At 47.8% G+C, this 20,366-nt stretch carries 22 protein-coding genes; 21 read left to right on the top strand and 1 reads right to left on the bottom strand.

The window, feature by feature from the left end:
- Nucleotides 1-243: 243 nt before the first annotated feature.
- The 14 genes from rpmH (at nucleotide 244) to ACU70B_RS14995 (ending at nucleotide 11,728) form a co-directional block, all read left to right on the top strand.
- A complete protein-coding gene (gene rpmH / locus ACU70B_RS15060) occupies nucleotides 244-378 on the top strand; it encodes a 50S ribosomal protein L34 (RefSeq protein ID WP_447184328.1) in 135 nt (44 codons plus the stop codon).
- Between the two features lie 45 nt (nucleotides 379-423).
- Nucleotides 424-759: a ribonuclease P protein component gene (gene rnpA / locus ACU70B_RS15055; protein ID WP_447184327.1), complete on the top strand. Its 336-nt coding sequence runs from the start codon at nucleotides 424-426 to the stop codon at nucleotides 757-759.
- On the top strand, nucleotides 753-962 hold the full coding sequence (gene yidD, locus ACU70B_RS15050; RefSeq protein WP_447184326.1) for a membrane protein insertion efficiency factor YidD: 210 nt from the start codon (nucleotides 753-755) through the stop codon (nucleotides 960-962). Before rnpA ends, yidD begins: the two co-directional genes overlap by 7 nt.
- A gap of 170 nt (nucleotides 963-1,132) precedes the next feature.
- The gene (locus tag ACU70B_RS15045; protein WP_447184325.1) at nucleotides 1,133-1,936 is read left to right on the top strand and encodes a YidC/Oxa1 family membrane protein insertase; all 804 of its coding nucleotides are present in this window, start codon (nucleotides 1,133-1,135) and stop codon (nucleotides 1,934-1,936) included.
- The gene (gene jag, locus ACU70B_RS15040) at nucleotides 1,896-2,522 is read left to right on the top strand and encodes an RNA-binding cell elongation regulator Jag/EloR (RefSeq protein WP_447184324.1); all 627 of its coding nucleotides are present in this window, start codon (nucleotides 1,896-1,898) and stop codon (nucleotides 2,520-2,522) included. The genes ACU70B_RS15045 and jag overlap by 41 nt, the downstream gene beginning before the upstream one ends.
- Before the next feature lie 160 nt (nucleotides 2,523-2,682).
- Nucleotides 2,683-4,077 (top strand): tRNA uridine-5-carboxymethylaminomethyl(34) synthesis GTPase MnmE, encoded by a 1,395-nt coding sequence (gene mnmE, locus ACU70B_RS15035; protein WP_447184323.1) that lies wholly within the window; start codon nucleotides 2,683-2,685, stop codon nucleotides 4,075-4,077.
- 22 nt (nucleotides 4,078-4,099) lie between these two features.
- The gene (gene mnmG, locus ACU70B_RS15030; protein ID WP_447184322.1) at nucleotides 4,100-5,974 is read left to right on the top strand and encodes a tRNA uridine-5-carboxymethylaminomethyl(34) synthesis enzyme MnmG; all 1,875 of its coding nucleotides are present in this window, start codon (nucleotides 4,100-4,102) and stop codon (nucleotides 5,972-5,974) included.
- A 9-nt stretch (nucleotides 5,975-5,983) separates the two neighbouring features.
- Nucleotides 5,984-6,631 (top strand): 16S rRNA (guanine(527)-N(7))-methyltransferase RsmG, encoded by a 648-nt coding sequence (rsmG, locus tag ACU70B_RS15025; protein ID WP_447184321.1) that lies wholly within the window; start codon nucleotides 5,984-5,986, stop codon nucleotides 6,629-6,631.
- Nucleotides 6,632-6,701: 70 nt separating this feature from the next.
- Complete coding sequence (locus ACU70B_RS15020; protein WP_447184320.1) at nucleotides 6,702-7,562, top strand: ParB/RepB/Spo0J family partition protein; 861 nt, start codon at nucleotides 6,702-6,704, stop codon at nucleotides 7,560-7,562.
- Between the two features lie 222 nt (nucleotides 7,563-7,784).
- Nucleotides 7,785-8,546 (top strand): ParA family protein, encoded by a 762-nt coding sequence (locus ACU70B_RS15015; RefSeq protein WP_447184319.1) that lies wholly within the window; start codon nucleotides 7,785-7,787, stop codon nucleotides 8,544-8,546.
- Nucleotides 8,539-9,375 (top strand): ParB/RepB/Spo0J family partition protein, encoded by an 837-nt coding sequence (locus ACU70B_RS15010; RefSeq protein ID WP_447184318.1) that lies wholly within the window; start codon nucleotides 8,539-8,541, stop codon nucleotides 9,373-9,375. The genes ACU70B_RS15015 and ACU70B_RS15010 overlap by 8 nt, the downstream gene beginning before the upstream one ends.
- Before the next feature lie 170 nt (nucleotides 9,376-9,545).
- Complete coding sequence (locus ACU70B_RS15005) at nucleotides 9,546-10,451, top strand: peptidoglycan DD-metalloendopeptidase family protein (RefSeq protein ID WP_447184317.1); 906 nt, start codon at nucleotides 9,546-9,548, stop codon at nucleotides 10,449-10,451.
- A 217-nt stretch (nucleotides 10,452-10,668) separates the two neighbouring features.
- A complete protein-coding gene (locus ACU70B_RS15000) occupies nucleotides 10,669-11,079 on the top strand; it encodes a bactofilin family protein (RefSeq protein WP_447184316.1) in 411 nt (136 codons plus the stop codon).
- Between the two features lie 16 nt (nucleotides 11,080-11,095).
- The gene (locus tag ACU70B_RS14995) at nucleotides 11,096-11,728 is read left to right on the top strand and encodes a phosphoribosyltransferase (protein WP_447184315.1); all 633 of its coding nucleotides are present in this window, start codon (nucleotides 11,096-11,098) and stop codon (nucleotides 11,726-11,728) included.
- Here ACU70B_RS14995 and yyaC read toward each other — a convergent pair.
- Nucleotides 11,719-12,327: a spore protease YyaC gene (yyaC, locus tag ACU70B_RS14990; RefSeq protein WP_447184314.1), complete on the bottom strand. Its 609-nt coding sequence runs from the start codon at nucleotides 12,325-12,327 to the stop codon at nucleotides 11,719-11,721. The two genes, ACU70B_RS14995 and yyaC, sit on opposite strands and share 10 nt — an antisense overlap.
- Before the next feature lie 116 nt (nucleotides 12,328-12,443).
- On the opposite strand from yyaC, the gene ACU70B_RS14985 reads away from it, so the two are divergent.
- From ACU70B_RS14985 to ACU70B_RS14955, 7 genes are all read left to right on the top strand, one after another.
- Nucleotides 12,444-13,559 (top strand): YkvI family membrane protein, encoded by a 1,116-nt coding sequence (locus ACU70B_RS14985; RefSeq protein WP_447184313.1) that lies wholly within the window; start codon nucleotides 12,444-12,446, stop codon nucleotides 13,557-13,559.
- 2 nt (nucleotides 13,560-13,561) lie between these two features.
- Entirely contained in the window at nucleotides 13,562-14,971 is a 1,410-nt protein-coding gene (gene selA / locus ACU70B_RS14980; protein ID WP_447184312.1) for an L-seryl-tRNA(Sec) selenium transferase, read from the top strand.
- A 112-nt stretch (nucleotides 14,972-15,083) separates the two neighbouring features.
- The gene (selB, locus tag ACU70B_RS14975) at nucleotides 15,084-16,982 is read left to right on the top strand and encodes a selenocysteine-specific translation elongation factor (RefSeq protein ID WP_447184311.1); all 1,899 of its coding nucleotides are present in this window, start codon (nucleotides 15,084-15,086) and stop codon (nucleotides 16,980-16,982) included.
- Between the two features lie 34 nt (nucleotides 16,983-17,016).
- Nucleotides 17,017-18,012: an acyl-CoA dehydratase activase-related protein gene (locus tag ACU70B_RS14970; RefSeq protein ID WP_447184310.1), complete on the top strand. Its 996-nt coding sequence runs from the start codon at nucleotides 17,017-17,019 to the stop codon at nucleotides 18,010-18,012.
- Nucleotides 18,009-19,115 carry a CoA protein activase gene (locus tag ACU70B_RS14965; RefSeq protein WP_447184309.1) on the top strand — a complete coding sequence of 369 codons (1,107 nt, stop codon included), beginning with the start codon at nucleotides 18,009-18,011 and terminating at the stop codon, nucleotides 19,113-19,115. Before ACU70B_RS14970 ends, ACU70B_RS14965 begins: the two co-directional genes overlap by 4 nt.
- Nucleotides 19,112-20,074 carry an acyl-CoA dehydratase activase gene (locus tag ACU70B_RS14960; RefSeq protein WP_447184308.1) on the top strand — a complete coding sequence of 321 codons (963 nt, stop codon included), beginning with the start codon at nucleotides 19,112-19,114 and terminating at the stop codon, nucleotides 20,072-20,074. Before ACU70B_RS14965 ends, ACU70B_RS14960 begins: the two co-directional genes overlap by 4 nt.
- Nucleotides 20,053-20,277, top strand: coding sequence for a hypothetical protein (locus tag ACU70B_RS14955; protein WP_447184307.1), 225 nt, complete (start codon nucleotides 20,053-20,055; stop codon nucleotides 20,275-20,277). Before ACU70B_RS14960 ends, ACU70B_RS14955 begins: the two co-directional genes overlap by 22 nt.
- Nucleotides 20,278-20,366 lie beyond the last annotated feature (89 nt).

The following is a 20,366-nucleotide window of genomic DNA, read 5'->3' as shown; positions in this document are numbered from 1 at the left end:
TGATTATTCCTCCTGTGCATTTGTGGAAAAAAGAACTGTTGAAAAAACAGATATTGTGGATAAAGCCGAAGATATAAGAAATATTAGCCTAGGGCTTAGGGTTATGAACGAAAATATAGTATAATCATAGCAGATTGATAAAGATTTTAGAAGTATTTACAATGCGACGAAATCTTGACATTAAGGGCATAGAATCAATATAATTATAAAGTGTTGGAAAAATAGAGGAGGCTTTTATTAATAATGAAAAGAACATTTCAACCCAAAAACCGGCAGAGAAAAAAAGAGCACGGTTTTAGAAAGCGGATGTCCACAGCTAGCGGCAGAAAAGTACTGGCTGCCAGAAGGAAAAAGGGGAGAAAGAAACTATCTGCATAGGTCGTTTTGGCGACCTTTTATTTTACCTTGGGAAAGAGGCCGGGTATGCTTAAAAAGCTGTTCCGTATAAGCAAAAGCAAAGAATACAATAATACATACAAGGGCGGCCTTAAAATTCCAGGAAAGTATTTAATTGCATACGTTCTGATAAACAGCCTGTCAATAAACCGCTTCGGGATTGTTGCCAGCAAGAAGTTAGGCAATGCAGTTATGAGAAACCGGGCGCGGCGGCGCATACGAGCTATAGCCGGCGGAAGCTCGGAGCAATTGCAACAGGGTTATGATATCGTAATAATTGCCCGGCAGAGCATGGCAAGGGCTGATTATAATAGGTTAGAAAAAGATTTCTACACGGTTATGAAGAAGGCTGGCCTATGTTAAAAAAGCTAATGATTTTTTTTATAAAAATATATCAAAAAACAACCTTTTTTAAGCCTGCTTCCTGCCGTTTTTATCCTTCCTGTTCAAGCTATTCCATTGAAGCCATTGAAAAATATGGCGCGCTCAAAGGGGGATGGTTGGCTGCAAAAAGAATATTAAGGTGTCATCCTTATAACGCCGGGGGATATGATCCGGTGCCCTGAAGTCATATCACCGTCAGGACAAACCTATTGGCAGCATTTGCCAAGACGAATGCATGTAATTTGGTTAGCGGTTAGTTAGGAAGACACGAGGGCAGGGTATTTTATGCTTCGCGTAAAACGCTAAGGAGGTGAACTCTGCGGGGTCAGCAATGACCAAGCAGGAGTAGATTTTGTGGCAGTCGTTTGTACAGTGGTTCGCTGATGTAATTCAATTCATGTACGGGTTAACGGAAAGCCTGGGTGTGGCCAATTATGGACTGGCCATAATATTTATGACTATAGCCATTAAGCTGGTGCTTTTTCCTATAACCCAGAAACAGCTGAAATCCATGCGTGGGATGCAGGAAATACAACCCAAGCTTAAATATCTGCAGGAAAAATATAAGGACGACCCCCAGACCATGCAGGCCAAAGTAATGGAAATGTACAAGGAGCATGGGGTAAATCCGTTTGGGGGATGTTTGCCCTTAATTGTGCAAATGCCAATATTCATTGCATTTTATCAGTCATTGTTGCATTTCAATTTCAAAGTTGCCGAGCATGCCAGTTTTTTATGGATACCCAATATCGGCGCCAGAGATCCCTACTTTATTCTGGCAGTGCTGGCGGCAGTCACGACCTATTTGCAACAAAGAGTTACCATGGTAGACACCAAAGACCCCACCCAAAAATCAATGCTGTACTTTATGCCACTTTTTATGGCCTGGATAGCTGCCACATTACCGGCCGGCCTGCCCTTATACTGGGTAACTTTTAATATTCTGGGGATATTGCAGCAATTATATGTAAACCATACGCACCAGAAGGCCAAGCTTGCGACAGGAACAAGGATGGAATTTAGTGTAGAGGCAGAAGGAAAAACAGTGGAAACAGTTAAACCTAAGGCTTCCACCGGGGACAAGGTAGCAGGGAGGGACAAAGGAGGAAAAAAGAATGGAAGTCCAGACAATAGAAAAAAGGGGAAAAAGCGTTGACGAAGCCATCAAGGCTGCGCTGGATGAGTTAAATTGTGAAATTGACGATGTCGTTATAGAGGTTATTGAAGAGCCGACCAAAGGGCTGCTGGGACTGGTTAAGAAACCGGCAGTTATAAAAGTTTCCCGCCGGGAAAAGCCCGAAGAAGACGTTCGTCGGGAGCTGGAAGACCTTCTCAACAAAATGAAACTGGAATATCGGATAAATAATGTTGAATGGGATGAAGGTAAGGTAAGAATAAATATTACCGGCAAAGATATGGGACTGCTTATTGGACGCAAGGGTGAGACCCTTAACGCTGTACAGTTCATACTGGGACTAATAGTTAACAGAAACCGGGAAGAAAAGGTAAGAGTAGTTCTGGATGTTGAGGACTACCGCAAGAAGCGGGAAGAATCATTGGAAGCCTTGGCCTTAAGGCTCTCTGACAAGGTGAAGAAAACCAGGAGGAATGTGGTGATGAGGCCAATGAGTTCCCAGGAGCGCAGAGTAGTTCACACCATTTTGCAGGGTGATCCCCAGATTACCACTTACTCTCTTGGGGACGAACCTAATCGAAAGGTAGTTATCTCGTTAAAAAAGTAGAATAACAAAAAGGGTTTGTCAGCGTGTCAGGGAAAGGTTCTCCTGACACGCTTTTTTGTGTCAATAAGGCGTTAGAGGCCTTGTGTATATTACGGTCAATTTTGGTAAGATAGATTATAATCATTTTGGGGTAAGTAAATTGTAATAGTTAGGAGAGCAGGTGCAGGGATTAGATATGTTTTATGATGACATAGCTGCGATATCTACTCCTCCGGGAGAGGGCGGCATTGCTATTATCAGGCTGAGCGGCGGCCAAGTGATAGAAAAAGCGAGTAAAATTTTTCGCCCCTATCAGGACGGCGTGGATATAAGCAAGAAAGCTGGTTATTCCCTAACCCTGGGATGGATAAAAGACGAGACCGGGGAAGACCTGGACGAGGTGTTAATAGCTTTGATGAGGGCCCCCCGCAGTTACACCGGAGAAGACACGCTTGAAATCCATTGTCATGGTGGAGTTCTACCTGCCCGGCGGTGCCTGGAAACGGTCTTGCGCCAGGGCATAAGAATTGCCGAACCTGGTGAATTTACCCGCCGGGCCTTTTTAAATGGACGCCTCGATGCCAGCCAGGCGGAAGCGGTTATTGAGGTCATCCGAGCCAAAAGTGAAAAAAGCATGAAGCTTGCCGTAAAACAATTGAGCGGACACAACAGCGAGTATATCCATACCCTGGAAGACCGTCTGCTGGAATTGAACGCTATGGTGGAAGCCAGTCTTGATTTCCCGGATGAAGTAGGCGAGCTGGAGTATAAAAAAGCTGAGGCGACAATCCTGGAGTCACTGGCGGTAATAGAGCGCTTAATCCGGGCTGGGAAGCGGGCCGACATCTATCGCAAAGGTATCGCGGCAGCTATTTGTGGAAAGCCCAATGTCGGCAAGTCGAGCCTGTTAAATGTACTGCTGAAAAAAGAGCGGGCCATTGTTACCAGCATTCCGGGAACTACACGCGACGTCATTGAAGAGCAGCTTAGTATTAAGGGAATACCAGTAAGGCTTATAGATACCGCCGGCATCCGAGCAACGGAGGATATAGTGGAAAAAATCGGGGTAGAGCGCTCCCGGGAAGTAATCCGGGAAGCCGATCTGGTAATTTTCCTGCTCGATCTGGGTACTGGTATTACGGCCGAGGATTTAGCCATTTATAAAGAGATTAAGCACCGCAACCTGATTATTTTGGCCAATAAGGAAGATTTGGAAAAGAAGCATATTACGGAGGATGAGCTTGGTCACTATTTCCCCGGAGTCCGGGTGGTATGGGCTTCGGCCCGGGAAGATAAGGGGATAGAAGAGTTGGAGGATCGGGTTGAAGAAATGGCTCTAGGCGGAGAACTGCACTCGGATGATTTGGAGATAATGGTAAATCTGCGGCAGCGCGAAGCCCTGATCAGAGCCAGGGAGCATTTGGAGGACGTTCTGCAGGTAATGCAGGCGGTGCCGCTCGATTGCCTGGGGGTAGATATCTGGGGAGCTCTGGAGGCATTAGGGGAGATAACCGGGAAAAATCTGAAAGAAGAAGTTATAGATAGGATGTTTACTGACTTTTGTATAGGCAAGTAGTCGCAGCAAACGGGAGGAAAGCATGATTTATAATGCAGGCAGTTATGATGTGGTGGTGGTCGGGGGCGGACATGCCGGATGTGAAGCGGCCCTGGCTGCTGCCCGTATGGGATGTCAAACCCTGATGGTCACCCTGAGTATGGAAAATGTTGCTCTCATGCCCTGTAACCCTTCGGTGGGAGGGCCAGCCAAAGCGCAGGTAGTGAGGGAAATAGATGCCCTGGGAGGTGAGATGGCCCTTAATGTGGATAAGACCGCCATTCAAATGAGACTTATCAATACCGGCAAGGGTCCGGCAGTGCAAGCATTGAGAGCCCAGGCGGACAAGCATGAATACCATGATGAAATGCTTAAAACCCTGCTTAACCAACCGAATCTTCATATTATAATGGCGGAAATAGAAGATATTGAAACCAGCGGGTCCAGAGTCAGCGCGGTAGTCACCAAGACCGGAGCCCGTTTCAGCTGCCGGGCAGTGGTTATAACCTCAGGAACCTATTTAAGGGGACGGATAATCATCGGCGAGGTCATATATGACGGAGGACCCGGCAACCAGTTTCCAGCCGTGAAATTATCTGCCAGCTTAAAAAACCTGGGGCTGGAACTAGGACGTTTTAAAACCGGAACTCCGCCCCGTATCTATAAACGCTCCCTGGACTTCAGCAAGATGATTGAACAGCCAGGCGATGACCGTCCTTTGCGCTTTTCCTATATGAGTCCCCGGCTTAGACGGCCGCAGTTTTCCTGTTGGCTTACCCACAGCACTGCCGCTACCCATCAAATAGTCATGGATAATATCGATCGGGCCCCCATGTTTACCGGAATAATCAAGGGCAGGGGACCGCGCTACTGTCCATCATTCGAGGACAAGGTGGTTCGATTTGCCCACAAAGAATCCCATCAGCTATTTATAGAACCGGAAGGGCGCAACACTGAAGAAATGTATATCCAGGGGCTTAATACCAGCCTGCCGGAGGATGTACAGGTAAAAGTGCTGCGCAGCATTCCCGGTCTGGAAAATGTGGCCATAATCCGCACCGGTTATGCCATAGAATACGATTATCTTCCCCCCGCCCAGCTGCGTTCGACCCTGGAGACCCGGCAGGTAGAGGGGCTCTTCACCGCCGGGCAGATTAACGGCACTTCAGGCTATGAAGAGGCGGCGGCCCAAGGGCTGATAGCCGGCATTAATGCGGCCCTTAAAGTAAAAGAAGAAGAACCCCTGATATTAAAACGAAGTGAAGCCTATATAGGAGTTCTTATTGATGATTTGATAACCGGCGATATTGATGAGCCTTACCGTCTGCTAACCTCCAGAGCCGAGTACCGCCTGCTGCTGCGCCAGGACAATGCCGATTTGAGGCTTACTGAAAAGGGACGCAGGATTGGTCTGGTCAATGATGAACGCTGGCGGATCTACGGCGGCAAGAGAGATATCCTGGAACAGCAGATAGAAGTACTTAAGGGGCGGACCTATACACCGGCGGACAAAGAAATGAGCTCCTTTTTAGGCTCCAAAAACAGCGCCGCCCTGAAAGACCGTTTTTCCCTGTGGGAAATTTTGCGGCGTCCGGAGATACGTATACAGGACTTTATAGCCTTGGGCTTATTGGCAGAATACGATGAGGATATTCTGGAACAACTGGAGATTCAATCAAAATACGAGGGCTACATTAGAAAGCAGGAAGAACAGGTCAGGCGATTCGAGAAAATGGAAGGAAAACTAGTCCCCGGCGATATAGATTATGATGAAATTTTTGGTCTTTCCAATGAAGCCCGCCAGAAACTTAAGCTGATAAGACCGGAATCCATTGGTCAGGCTTCACGGGTATCCGGGGTCAATCCGGCTGATATAAATGTATTATTAATTTTTCTGGAGAAAAAAAGAAGGAAATAAGAAACTGATATGGAATATAATGTAAATAGATATAAAGAGATGATAACCTTGGAGAATCAGCGGCAAAATCTGATCAGCCGTAAGAATTTTACTTATGAACTGGAGAAACATATCGAGGACAGCCTCAAACTGCTGGACTTTATGCACCTGGATGGTGCGAAAGTGGTGGATATTGGCAGTGGGGCAGGTTTTCCAGGCATAATCCTCGCTATGGCCTGCCCCCAGGCCCAATTTACGTTGGTAGAAGCGAATCATAAAAAAAGCGGTTTTCTCAAAGAAGTAAAAGAGCAACTGGGGTTAAGTAATATAGAAATAATTTGCAACCGGGTTGAAGAGCTGGGGCAAGACAACCGGCTGCGGGCCAGCTTCAGCCTTTGCAGCAGCCGGGCGGTAGCTGCTCTCAATGTGATGCTGGAGTATGGACTGCCTTTATTAAAGGCGGGGGGGCGCATGTTGCTCTGGAAGGGGAGAAATTATCAGCAGGAAATTGAGCAGGCGCAAAATGCGCTTAAGCTATTGGGTGGAGTGCTGGAAGATGTGTGGTTGTATACGTTGATGGAAGAGCGGGATCGGGCTATTATTGTGGTGCGAAAGGACAAAGCCACCCCGAGGAATTATCCGCGGAGGATAGGAATACCAGCAAAACGGCCATTGTAAGCCTTGCCGGGAGCTTGCCATACACTTCCCGGAGGGCTTAGACCGCTTTCGGCAGGAGGTGCTAAGGCGTATGCGTAAGCAATTGCAAAAGATTCTGGGTAAGGATGGCAGTGAAAAGATAGTTCAAATTCCGGTAAACAAAATTAAGCTCAGCCCGGTTCAGCCTCGACGGGGTTTTGATGAGCAGCAGACGGTCGATCTAGCCCGGTCGATTATGATGTACGGTTTAATCCAGCCCATTGTGGTAAGACCGTGCGGGCACGACTACCAAATAATAGCAGGGGAACGGCGCTTCCGAGCGTGCTGCTTGCTGGGCAAAACCCATATAGCGGCTATAGTTCAGGCAATGGATGATGAAAAGGCAGCAGCTATAAGCCTCATAGAGAATCTGCACCGGCATGAACTGACTTATTGGGAGGAAGCTCATGCCTACAGCCTTTTAATCAATGCTTTGGGGCTGACCCAGGAGGAACTCGCCAGAAAAATCGGGCGAAGCCAATCGGCAGTGGCTAGTAAACTGCATCTGCTGAAACTACCTGAATATATCCAAAGGATGATTAATGATGAAGTAATGACCGAAAGGCATGCCCGGGTCCTGTTAAAGCTTAATACCGGGCAAACCCAGGAAGAGGTCGCCAAGCAGATATATGAGAGAGAGCTCACCGTAAAGGAGACCGAGGAATTGGTTGAGCGATTAAACCGGAACAGCATCCCCTCCGCGAGCCGGGAGAGACTTAATAATCAAAGCGTATCCATGATTATTAAGGATGCCCGTATATTTATGAACACTATTAAAGAAACCGTAAAAAGGGCCCGGCAAACGGGGATAGATATATTTATGACCGAAACTGATAACGAGGAACAATACGAAATAATTATCCGTATAAACAAAGAAGGGCGGCAAAACAAGCCCTTGGCTAAAAGCGTATAAAGGGCAATATTACTGGAGCGGGTAACCGCTCTTTTTTTTGGAGGGGTTGAGTTTTTGGGTTTTTGAACCCTTTGATCGAAAACCTGGGTTAAGCCGTGGTTAAGTATATAAAATATTACCTTCTCGCCTATCAGTTTAAATTCTATTTCTAAAATCAGCAGGATTTATTGAATAAGAAGATGAAATATACTCAGATAAGATTTTGAGAGGTGGTAATGGTTTTTGGGTAAGATTATTTCCCTGGCTAATCAAAAAGGAGGCGTGGGGAAAACTACAACGGCTGTGAACCTGGCCGCATCGGTAGCTATGGAAGGATATAGGGTGCTGCTGTTAGACTGCGACCCCCAGGGCAATGCCACCAGTGGTCTGGGGATTGACCGTCGGCGGCTGCAATACTGTAATTATAACCTAATTATTGATGGCACCGAACCTGATAAAGTAATAGTAAAAACCAGGGTAAAGAATCTGGATATTATCCCTTCGACCATCCAGTTAGCTGGGGCCGAAGTAGAATTAGCGGCAGCAGATGATCGGGAGCAGCGGATCAAGCAGGCCTTGGACAAGGTAATTGATGATTATGAGTACATATTCCTGGACTGCCCTCCATCGCTGGGTTTGCTGACTATAAATGCCTTGACCGCCAGCAATTCCGTAATTATTCCACTGCAATGCGAATATTACGCCCTGGAAGGATTGAGTTTGCTCGTGGATACCATTGTGCTGGTGCGTAAACGGCTAAACCCGATGCTGAAGGTGGAAGGCATAGTCTTCACCATGTTCGATGGGCGCACCAACCTGTCCATTCAGGTGGTGGATGAGGTTAAGCGGCATTTTCGCCAGCAGGTGTATAAAACCATTGTTCCACGCAATATCAGACTTAGCGAAGCACCCAGTCACGGGAAGCCGGTAGTCGTATATGACCCCCGTTCCAGAGGTGCAGAAGTATATAGAGACCTGGCCAGGGAGGTGTTGCAACGTGCCTAAGAAAGAAAGGGGACTGGGGCGAGGTTTAGATGCATTGTTTTCGGCAGGGACAGATAATGACAGTCTGGAGATAGTTGAGCTTAACACTGATGTCATAGCTGCCCGGCAAGAACAGCCAAGACGTAATTTTGACCGGGAGAGCTTGCAGGAATTGGCGGAATCCCTTAAGGAACACGGAGTATTACAACCCGTCCTGGTTAGGGAAAAGTATGACGGCTATGAGATTATTGCCGGGGAACGGCGCTGGCGGGCAGCTAAACTGGCGGGCTTAAAAACCATTCCCGCAGTTGTCCGCCAGCTTGATGATTTGCAGGTGGCGGAGATTTCATTGATAGAAAACCTGCAGCGGGAGGATTTGACACCAGTGGAAGAGGCCCAGGCTTATCGTCTGATGATGGAGCGGTTCCACTATACCCAGGAAAACCTTTCCCGAAAAATCGGTAAAAGCCGGGCTCACATCGCCAATACTTTACGAATATTAAATCTTCCCCCCAGCATTATCGAAATGATAGATGCCCGGAAGATAAGTGCGGGACATGCCCGGGCCATACTGGCATATGGGGGAGAGAAAGAGCAACTGGCCGCCGCACAGGAGATAATCACCGCCGGACTATCCGTGCGGGAGGCGGAAAGGCGGGTAAAGATAAAAAAAACGGTTCAGGAATTTGTTTTTGAGAAACCGCCGGAGGTTGTTGATTTGGAAGAAAGAATGCAAAAACATTTCGGCACCAAGGCGGAGATAACCACCCTGCAGAAAGGTGGGAAAATCGAAATAACCTATTATAACGATGAAGATTTGGAGAGAATAATAGAACTGCTGAACATTTAACCGGATCAATATCGCCTTTGCCAGTCTGTCTGTTTCACGTGAAACAATTGTTTCACGTGAAACATTTTTAATTAGGCAGGGGGGTTATTTTACAAAGTACGGTAAAATTGATATGATATCTTAAAAAATGTCAATAATTAAACATAGAATGATATAAGACGAGGATAGCGATGAAAAGGAAAAAGAAGCAGAGTAATCCTCACGTGACTTTTATGCTTATTCCCCATAACGCTGCCCGGCCCTTGCAGTGGAAACTATCCCGCAAAGCGTTTCCTGGTTTGGCTATCGGAGTTGCCTTGTTCGTAATGGGGTTTGCTGCCATAAGCTTTCTGTTCTATTCCAGTCAGGAAGACATTCGTCATGTTAATCGCATAAAACAGGACAGTCAGGAGAAACAGAAAACTATAGAATTGCTAAAACAGGAGATTGAAAAAATTGAAGAACAGCAGGACGCAATAGCAAAAAAGCAGAACCAGCTTAAACGCATCATGGGGATAAAAAGCGAGAATGCGCCCGTGCCGGAGCCGTCCCGGGGAGGAAAAGGAGGAATCGACCGTCAAATCCAGAGTTTTGGCGATGCCGGGGTGCTGCAGCAGGCTGAGGAACTCAGGACCCAGTTGGCTAGACAGGAGAAAGAACTGGATGAATTATTGGCACAGGCCAATGATAACACTGAATACTTCCGGCATTTGCCTAATCAATGGCCGGTCCAGGGCGATATAACTTCCGATTTTGGTTGGCGCAAGTCGCCCTTTGGCGGCCGGGGCAGTACTTTTCATGACGGTATAGACATAGCCAACGATTCAGGAACTCCGGTGGTGGCTGCTGCTGACGGCACGGTGACCTTTGCGGGGTGGAAAGGAGCCTATGGAAGGCTGGTGGAGATTGACCATAGTTACGGATATGTAACCAAATACGGGCATAATTCTGCCCTGCTGGTTGATGTCGGAGATAAAGTGAAAAAGGGAGAAGAGATAGCGCGGGTGGGTAATACCGGCAGAAGCACCGGGCCGCATTTACATTTTATGGTGGTAAAAGACGATGAAGCATATGACCCGCTAGTCTACCTGCCTTAGAAATATGGGGATAAATCTGTTATGTAAACCCCGGTGCAAACCGGCCCGCGTCAGGCTGTGCTGTTTGGCACTATCCTAAATAAGGGCTGGCCTTAGATAAGAAAAAGCCCCAAACCACGGAGGCACATGGGGGGAGTGCAGAGTATCGCAGAACCGTACCTGAACCGCCTTCCCCGCTGCAGTTCAGGGGAAGTACTATAAGCAGGAGGAATAGGCATTGAGGAAAAAGGAACGCAGCTTTCAGGGTATTGAAAGCCTGATAGCGTCCGGTGTGGAAGTCAAAGGTGATATAGTTTCCCAGGGCTCCGTCCGGATTGACGGTTATGTCGAAGGTAACTTGAATATCAAAGGCGACCTTATCCTGGGAGAGAAAGGGAAGCTGAAAGGTGAAGCCAAAGCTCAAAACATAATGATTGCCGGGCGGCTCGAAGGCAAGGCCAATGCCGGCACCCGCCTGGAAATAGCAGCGACCGGAGCTATAATTGGGGATATTAATGCCGCTATCCTCATAATCGACGAAGGTGGTCTTTTAGACGGCAATAGCAGGATGGCCCGAGCTAAAGATCATAATAGCGATAACGAACGCATACATAGCCTGAAAAAAGACCAGTTTAGCAAGGCTAAATAAGGCAGGGGGAAGCTTGATGTTTACCAATCGGAAGGAGGCCGGGCACCTGCTGGCCAGAATGCTGGAAGAAAAAAAGATAAAATTTGATTTGGTTCTGGGAATCCCCCGCGGGGGTATAGCCGTGGCAGAAGTTATAGCCTCCTATTTCAATTGCCCCCTGGATGTGGTTATGGCCAAGAAGATAGCTTCTCCCAACTGGGAGGAGTTCGCCATAGGTGCGGTTACTCCCGATGGGGAACTCCTAATCCACGAACGAGTGCAGAAGATTATAAATGTAGACGAAGATACGGTGGAGAATCTTGCCCAAACCGTAAAGGCTGATATTGCCGGTCGACTGAGTCGATTTCGGGGGCAAAATCCCCCGCTCCAGCTTGAGGGTAAAGATATACTGCTGGTTGATGATGGTATAGCAACTGGGTTTACGCTGAAAGCGGCGGTAAGATATCTTAAACGGCAAAGCAATGGAAGGATTATCGTAGCTGTTCCGGTGAGTTCTAGAAATGCGTACCTTAATATACTGGAGGATGTAGACGAATTAATATCTCTGGTAATCCCCGAGGAATTTTATGCAGTCAGCCAGTTCTATCGGGATTTTACCGCTGTTGAAGACCGGGAAGTTGTCGCAATTTTACGACGCCATCAGGGTTGAGTTTCTTCCAGCAGCGGGGTTATACCCAGCCTGCCGGTAGTAAACTTCACCCGCGCCAGATACAGCCCTTTAGCTATTATATCAGCCATTTTATTGACAATAAAAAGCCGGGTATTCTGTAAAACCATATGTTCAAAAAACCCGCCCACATTAACCACCGCGGAAATATGGAAATCTCCTACCTCAGGTAAAGTCTTATTTAAAGCTGTCCCCGGTTTCAGACTACCCTGCCGGACATTGATATATCCTATCCGCTCCGCGTTGCCCAGACAAGCATCAACCGCAATTATAAAAGGATTATTATAGCTCCTGAAAATCTCCTCCAGCACCTCTTTCAGATTAGTGGCGTGTACGGGTGTTTCCAGGGTTCCGTAAACCCTGGACTGAGAACTCAGACTTTTGAGCCGGCTGCCTACCAATGGTCCCAGACAATCCCCGGTGGCCCGGTCAGTCCCGATACACAGGTAGATCAGTTCCCTTCCCGGATCAACCTCCCGCAGATGATTACAGATAGCTTTTTCAATTTTATTAAAACAGAGCGGATCTTCAAAATGACAGGAAAACCGCTCCGGCAGCTCATCCTTTGCTGTTTTATACAAAGGCTTTCCTCCCAGCCCTATATTTCTCCAGTATTTAATCCATATTCTTGACCACTGGGAATATTTTTATGCTGTATTTAACCAGCAGCAGGAATATTTATGGAGAAGGAATATTTATGGGATGGGAGAAGGGAATGAACTCGGTTAAAATAAAGCTGATGCTGGCAATGGGGTATCTGGGAGCGGTGATCGGTGCCGGGTTTGCATCGGGACAGGAAATCGTCCAGTTTTTTGTTGCCTACGGATACTGCGGTATGAAGGGGTGTATAGTGGCCGCCGGCCTCTTTGCTCTTTGCGGGGCAATGCTGCTCTATCTGGCTCACCGCTGGCAGGTTTCCAACTATCAGGACATGCTGCATCAGATGATGGGGGAAAGGATGGGAGCGCTGGTCGACTTCCTGCTGGCCATATTTCTCTTTCTGGGAATAAGTACTATGCTGTCAGCCAGTGGAGCAGTTTTTTACGAACATCTCTACCTGCCTAAAAACCTGGGGATATTTCTAGCCTATAGTGTGGTGGTAGCGTTTCTGCTTACCGGCAAGCGGGGATTAATAATATCTTATAACCTGCTGGTACCGGTGAAAATAATACTGCTGCTGCTTATCAGCGGTTATGCCGCCTTTTGGGTAGAAGGGCAGGCAATGGAAGTCTACACCACCTTCGTTTGTCCCAGCGAAGCCAGGTTCTGGCTGCTATCCAGCCTGCTTTATGTAGCCTATAATTTCTCGCTGGCCATGGTAGTCTTGAGTGAATACCAGACCGTGGGGGGGCGAGGCGACGGTATTGCCGGAGCCGCCTGGGGGGGATTGGTTCTGGGGGCGCTGGTTTTGGTGAACTACATTGCCCTTTCCAGGTTTTTGCCGGTCGTTATGCATTACGAAGTCCCCATGCTGTATGTGGCGGGAAAAATATCACTCCCGGCCAAACATGTATACACTATGGTATTGTGGGTGGGGATACTAACCACTGCCCTTGCTAATGCCTATGGATTTGCTCAGCGTTTTGCCGGATTTACCGGTTTAAGCTACCGCATTTGTCTGGTTCTCTGTATGACCCTGGCTTTGCCGGTATCCATGCGAAGTTTTTCCAGCCTGGTGGGTAAAATATATCCTCTTTTTGGAATACTGGGTATACTAATAATTACTACGCTGATGTACAGGACTACCAAAGATTTGGCGGCAGAGTTATATTATTATATAATGCAGTACATTACAGGCCGCAAGGAGGCGTGATAGTGATAAATCTTAAAAAGATTCCCCCTGTAGACGAGATATTGCTGCACGAACAGGTCCAAGCCCTGGCAGAGACGTTTAAACGTGACTATATAGTAAATCTGCTCCGGGCAGTTATGGATGATATCAGGGAGGAACTGCGCTCCCGGGAGGAAGAGATTGAGCGGGAAGTAATAAAAGAGGATATTTTACAGCGCCTGCACCTGAGAATCGAACAATCGGGCCAGGGTACCCTGCAAAAGGTTATAAACGGTACCGGGGTGGTGCTGCACACCAATTTAGGGCGGGCGCCGCTGGGTGACCGGGCACTGCAGTATATGTCGGCAATGGCCGCAAACTACAACAACCTGGAAATGGATTTGACACAGGGTGAAAGAGGTTCCCGCTATGACCATGTAGAAGAAATACTGACCCGCCTAACCGGTGCCGAAGCAGGTCTGGTAGTTAACAACAATGCTGCGGCTGTACTGCTGGGACTAAATACCCTGGCCCGGAACCGGGAGGTTATAGTATCCCGCGGACAACTGGTAGAGATCGGGGGAGCTTTCCGCATCCCTGAGGTAATGAAGCTAAGCGGCGCCCGTCTGGTTGAGGTGGGCACCACCAACAAGACCTATATTAACGATTTTGCCGGAGCTATTACCGACGAAACCGCTTTGCTGTTTGCGGCGCATACTTCTAATTACAAGATTATAGGCTTCAGCGAGGAGGTTAAACTGGATGATATGGTTAAACTGGGGGCTGAGCGAAGTATTCCTGTGATGCAGGATTTGGGCAGTGGCATACTATGTGATATGGGTGATTGGGGATTGAAGGACGAGCCGTCGGTTCAGGAATGTGTTGCTTCGGGTATCGATATTACTACCTTTAGCGGGGACAAACTGCTGGGAGGCCCCCAGGCCGGAATTATCGTGGGCCGTAAAAAATATATCGATGCGATGAAGAGTAATCAGCTAACCCGCGCGCTGCGGGTGGACAAATTAACTATCTCCGCTCTGGAGGCCACTTTGCTGGAATATCTGGAAGGAAACCCGATGGAGAAAATCCCGGTTATCCGCATGCTATGCATCAGCCCGGAGGAATTACGGCAAAAAGCCTTGGAAATACGTACCCGATTGGAGCGGAGCATAGGCTCATCCCCGGCGATTGCCTCTTTGGCGCTGGTGGATTTGGAAGATATGGTGGGAGGGGGGGCTTATCCCACCTATAAGATTCCGGGGTATGGAATAGACATTGCATTTACCGGGAAGATGCTGGAGAAAGTAGCCAAGGAATTGCGCTTAGGCAACCCAGCCCTCCTGACCCGAAAACAGGATGATAAAATGAGAATCAGTGTAAGAACCCTGCTTGAAGGTGATGCCGGATTGCTGGTGGATTTAATCAGCGGGGCGCTTAAGCGGCAGGAGGAATGACTTTGGCTGCTGTTAAGGAAGCGGGTACACTGATTGATATACCCTGGTTTTTAAATTCTTTTACCCGCATTTTATTATTTGGTTAAAATAATATATTTAAGGAAGAGGTTGGATGAAAAGGTTTATTATAGGTACGGCCGGGCATATTGATCATGGCAAGACTACACTGGTTCGGGCTATGACCGGTATCGATACCGATCGGCTCAAGGAGGAGAAACAAAGGGGCATATCCATAGAACTGGGTTTCGCCCCTTTTAACCTGCCCTCAGGACAAAAAGCAGCAATTGTGGACATGCCTGGTCATGAACGATTTATCCGCCATATGCTGGCCGGTGCTTTTGGCATAGATATAGTTCTCCTGACCATAGCGGCGGATGAAGGGGTAATGCCGCAGACCCGGGAGCACATGGACATAATCGAACTGCTGGGAGTAAATAAGGGCATCATTGTGATCACCAAGAAAGACCTGGTGGATGAAGAATGGTTAATGCTGATGGAAGAAGAGGTACGGGAATATATCAATACCACTATCTTAAAGGATGCACCGGTGGTGGCTGTGTCCGCGGTCAGCAAAGAAGGTATGCCGGAATTAATCGCACTGATTGAACAGCTGGCTTCCGGGGTGGAAGAAAAACCGGCTTTGGGCCAGGCCCGTTTACCCATTGACCGGGTATTTACGGTATCCGGTTTTGGTACCGTGGTGACCGGCACCTTGTGGTCAGGTCAATTGAGGGTCGGGGATACCCTGGAGTTGATGCCGGCGCAGAAGCCGGTTCGGATAAGGAACATACAGGTACATAATGAAAAAGCGGATACTGCTTATGCCGGGCAACGGGTAGCGGTAAACCTGCAGGGAGTAGAAGTAGCGGATATCAAGCGCGGTTACCTGCTGGCTACTCCTGCCTACTTAAGCCCCAGTTATCGGGTAGATACCCGCCTGCACCTCTTAAGTTCCAGCAAGCGCACATTAAAGAATTGGAACCGGGTGCGTTTTCACCTGGGAACTGATGAGACCCTGGGGCGGGTAGTCCTGCTGGATCGGGATGAATTGCAGCCGGGAGATGAGGCGTATGTACAGATTATAATGGAAAAACCGGTAGTAGCTTATAAGGGGGATCGCTTTGTAATCAGATATTATTCCCCGGTCAATACCATCGGGGGCGGAATTATAATAGACGGCAATGCGCCCAAACAAAAAAGGTTTAGGGAAGATGTTCTGGATGAACTGGTCATCAAGGAGGAAGGCAGCTTATATGATGTTATCCTGCATGAACTGGAATCCCACCCGGAAGAGTTTCTCAGTGTCAGTGAATTAAGCAAGCGTACCGGCAGCGGTCAGGAACAGACCAGTCAGGAATTGCAGCAACTGATGGATGATGAAAAGGTTATTAGGATAAAAGACCAGGTTTATATCAGCACCTATGGGATGCAGGTGATTGGCGCCCGTATGCTGGAAACTCTGGAGGGATATCATCGGCAGTACCCGATGCGTTCCGGCTACCCCCGGGAAGACATGCGCAGCCGTTTTTTCAAGCAGCTTAACCCCAAGGATTTTAATCTCATAATCAAACAGTTGGAGGAGCAGGGGAGTTTATCCAGCCGCAATAATCAGCTGATGCTGCCTCAGCATGTACCCCAACCGGGGAGCAAGGAGCTGGAAAGTATCAAAGAGATTAAAAAAGTTATGGAAGAGCAGATGTTCACCCCGCCCGGATTGGACGAGCTGATGGCTGTAAGCGGCCAGAGAGAGCAGGATTTTGGCGAAATACTGGCTTATATGGTAGATGCCGGGATGCTCGTTAAAATCAATCAGGATACGGTATTTTCCAACCGAGCGATTGAGGAAGGCAAAAGAAGACTTTCGGCCTATTTCGAGCAGGAAAAGGAACTTAGCCTGGCCACTGCACGGGATATTCTAAATACTACTCGAAAGTATGCGCTGCCTTTGATAGAATATTATGATAGAATTCGTTTTACCCGCCGGATCGGTGATATCAGGGTAAAAATCTAACGAAAAGCCGGGGATTGCTGGAGGATTTGTAAAATTGTCTAAAATAGGTATTCCACATACGCTGGCATATTTTATTTATTTTCCCTTCTGGAAAACTTTTTTTGAAGAACTGGGGCAGGAAGTGATTGTTTCTCCTCCTACCACCAGGGAGATACTGGACACAGGAGTCAAGGAAGCGGTAAATGATGCCTGTATCCCCATAAAACTATATCATGGGCACGTAGCCTACCTGGCTGACAAGGTGGATTATATCTTCTGCCCCCGCCTGGTAAGTGTTCGCAAGCACGGCGACTTCGGCACGGAAACCTTTTGTCCCAAATTCCTGGGCTTGCCTGATATGGTGCGCCTGGCTCTGGATAATCTGCCCAAAATCATAGATGAACGGGTTGATTTAAAGAAAGGGAAAGACGAATTGTTCAAGGTTTGCTCCCGGGTGGGAGCAACCGTAGGCAAATCCGGGACAGAAATAAAGCAGGCTTTCAAACAGGCTATTAAGGCGGATAAGCGCTTCAAGCAATTGCTTTACCAGAACCTTACGCCCGTGGAAGCTATGGAAATAATCTTTGGCAACCAGGAGAATAAACCCCCGCCCCAGCAAGAGACGGACTTAAACATAGCGGTGATAGGCTATCCTTATGCTATATATGACGCCTACATCAACGCCGGGATATTAAAACTGCTGCAGAAAGAAAAAGTACGGGTATATACCCAGGATATGCTAAGTGACAAGACCATGAACCGCCAGGCCCGGACTCTGCCGAAAAGTATGTTCTGGTATTTCTCCAATCGGGCAGTGTATGGCGCCTTGCATTATATGCAGGAGCAGGATATCGATGGGATAATACATATAACCGCATTTGCCTGCGGCCCTGACTCTATAGTAGACAGGCTGCTGGAAATAGAATCGAGACGGCGCAACCGTATACCTTATCTGGCCATCGCGGTGGACGAGCATACCGGAGAAGCGGGTATAAGAACCAGAGTGGAAGCGTTCCTGGATATGCTGCGCTTTAGGAGGGACAAGGCGTGAAAATAAGCTTTCCGCATATGGGTTATTCGTATATAGCCCTGAAATGGTTGGTAGAGAATATGGGCCATGAATGTGTAATACCCCCTGAGCCAAGCAAAAGAACCTTGGATTTGGGAGTGCGTCATGCGCCTGAGTTTGCCTGTATTCCTTTTAAGATACTTCTGGGGACTTATCTGGAAGTAGCGGAAAAGGGGGCCGAAGTGATTTTGACTTCCGGAGGTATGGGGCCCTGCCGGGCTGGTTTATACTGGGTTATGCATCAATACCTGCTGGATGAGCTTAATACCGGAATCAAAGTGGTGGCATTTGAACCTCCGCTCTGTGATTTGCGGGATTTCCTGAAAAAATTGCACTGGGTAAGAAAAACCGGAGGACTATCCATGAAGGCCTTTGTTCAAGTCCTAAGGATTACCTGGGAGAAAATCAAGGCTATTGATGAAGTGGAAATGTACTCTCATGAAATAAGACCCTATGAAGTAAATCGGGGGGATACTACCAGGAGCTTATGGCAGGCTCTGGACATGCTGGATGCTGCCAACAATGAAGCCGAGATTAAAACGGCTCTGAGAGAGGGAATCAAACTGTTACAGCAGATTCCGCAGGATAGGAGCCGTAACCCCTTGAAGGTTGGAATTATCGGGGAAATTTACGTAGTTTTGGAACCGGCGGCTAACCACTATATTCAAATAATGCTTGGTGAAATGGGGGTACAGACTGATCGTTCCATTTACCTCACCTCCTATACCAGAAAAAACACCATCGTCAATCTGGAGGGAGATATATTTTCCGTGGCCCAACCCTACCTGGCGGAAGCTCCCATAGGCGGGCACGGGGTAAACAGTATCGGGGAAACCCTGCTGTATGCCAAACATGGTTTCGACGGCGTAGTTCAATTAGCGCCATTTGCCTGTATACCGGAGATAGTAGCCAAGAGCATCCTGCCGGCTATAAGCAGGGATCACGGCATTCCGGTGCTGACTTTGTTTATAGACGAACAGACTGGTAGAGCAGGTGTACAGACCCGGCTGGAAGCCTTTGTTGACCTGTTGGAAAAACGCCGCCAGTATAAAGCAACACATGAGAACGCGAGGTTAGTTGTATGATCAAGGGATATCTGGGAGTTGATGTGGGGTCGGTAAGCACCAACCTGGTAGTAATTGATGGAGACAACAAGTTGCTGGCCGAACAATATCTGCGCACCAACGGCAGGCCTATCCAGACCGTTCAGGAAGGGTTGTATGCCATAGGCCGGGAATTGCCGATTGATGTTCAAATAGCTGGGGCTGGGGCTACAGGTAGTGCCCGCTACCTGATCAGTCTGATTATCGGAGCCGATATTGTTAAGAATGAGATAACTGCCCACGCGATAGCTTCCTCTGCCACCGCCGATAACGTGAAAACCATAATCGAGATTGGCGGGCAAGATTCCAAGATCATCATATTAAGGGATGGCGTAGTAATTGATTTTGCTATGAACACGGTCTGCGCTGCCGGGACGGGCTCATTTCTGGATCAGCAGGCCAGTCGCTTGTGTATACCTATAGAGGAGTTCGGGGATTATGCCCTCAAGGCCAAGAATCCGGTTCGGATTGCCGGACGCTGTGCCGTATTCGCCGAGTCTGACATGATCCACAAACAGCAACTGGGCTATAATACCGAGGATATAATTGCCGGTCTCTGTGAAGCTCTGGTCAGGAACTATATGAATAATGTAGGCAAGGGCAAGGAAATCCTTGCTCCGGTAATGTTTCAAGGAGGAGTGGCTGCCAACCACGGACTGGTACAAGCCTTTAATAAATACCTGGAACTGGAGGTAATAGTCCCGCAGCATTATGGGGTGATGGGCGCCATAGGAGCAGCCATGCTGGCCCGGGAAGCCAGCCGTAAAAAGGGTAGCACTGGCTTTAAGGGCTTTAATATACAGGAAATAAACTTTAAGACCGGCAGCTTCGAATGCAAAGGCTGCTCAAACGCTTGTGAAGTAGTGCAATTCTATGAAAACAACGAACTCCTGGCCCGTTGGGGAGACCGTTGCGGTAAATGGGAGCTAAACGTTATGTAGAGCAAACACGCTTGAATCCAGGTTGTTATCCGGTTGAATTACAGGTTTTTCCTCAATTACTAAAGGGCAAGAGAAGCGATAAAAAAGAGAAGACCTCGGCAAACCGGGGCTTCTCTTTTTTTGCCATATATGGTAAAAATCCATTTGAAAAAAAGAAAGAAGGGAAGGCAAAAGAAAAAAATTCTTTTGCAACATTACAGTGATTAGTGTGATAATATAAGGAAAACTAGGCGCGAGGGCCGGATGGCTTAAAGGCTTTGCACCCAAGACGGAACCGTTTGCATGCTGTGAT

This window comes from Syntrophomonas curvata (genome assembly GCF_052976825.1).
Note: the sequence above shows the minus strand (reverse complement) of the source record. Positions and strands in the feature narration are given on the sequence as shown.

Excerpts from the sequence above, each read along its gene's own strand:
- rpmH (WP_447184328.1), top strand. The coding sequence starts at position 244 with ATGAAAAGAACATTTCAACCCAAAAACCGGCAGAGAAAAAAAGAGCAC.
- rnpA (WP_447184327.1), top strand. The coding sequence starts at position 424 with ATGCTTAAAAAGCTGTTCCGTATAAGCAAAAGCAAAGAATACAATAAT.
- yidD (WP_447184326.1), top strand. The coding sequence starts at position 753 with ATGTTAAAAAAGCTAATGATTTTTTTTATAAAAATATATCAAAAAACA.
- jag (WP_447184324.1), top strand. The coding sequence starts at position 1,896 with ATGGAAGTCCAGACAATAGAAAAAAGGGGAAAAAGCGTTGACGAAGCC.
- mnmG (WP_447184322.1), top strand. The coding sequence starts at position 4,100 with ATGATTTATAATGCAGGCAGTTATGATGTGGTGGTGGTCGGGGGCGGA.
- rsmG (WP_447184321.1), top strand. The coding sequence starts at position 5,984 with ATGGAATATAATGTAAATAGATATAAAGAGATGATAACCTTGGAGAAT.
- ACU70B_RS15020 (WP_447184320.1), top strand. The coding sequence starts at position 6,702 with ATGCGTAAGCAATTGCAAAAGATTCTGGGTAAGGATGGCAGTGAAAAG.
- ACU70B_RS15005 (WP_447184317.1), top strand. The coding sequence starts at position 9,546 with ATGAAAAGGAAAAAGAAGCAGAGTAATCCTCACGTGACTTTTATGCTT.
- ACU70B_RS14995 (WP_447184315.1), top strand. The coding sequence starts at position 11,096 with ATGTTTACCAATCGGAAGGAGGCCGGGCACCTGCTGGCCAGAATGCTG.
- ACU70B_RS14985 (WP_447184313.1), top strand. The coding sequence starts at position 12,444 with ATGGGATGGGAGAAGGGAATGAACTCGGTTAAAATAAAGCTGATGCTG.
- selB (WP_447184311.1), top strand. The coding sequence starts at position 15,084 with ATGAAAAGGTTTATTATAGGTACGGCCGGGCATATTGATCATGGCAAG.
- ACU70B_RS14960 (WP_447184308.1), top strand. The coding sequence starts at position 19,112 with ATGATCAAGGGATATCTGGGAGTTGATGTGGGGTCGGTAAGCACCAAC.
- ACU70B_RS14955 (WP_447184307.1), top strand. The coding sequence starts at position 20,053 with ATGGGAGCTAAACGTTATGTAGAGCAAACACGCTTGAATCCAGGTTGT.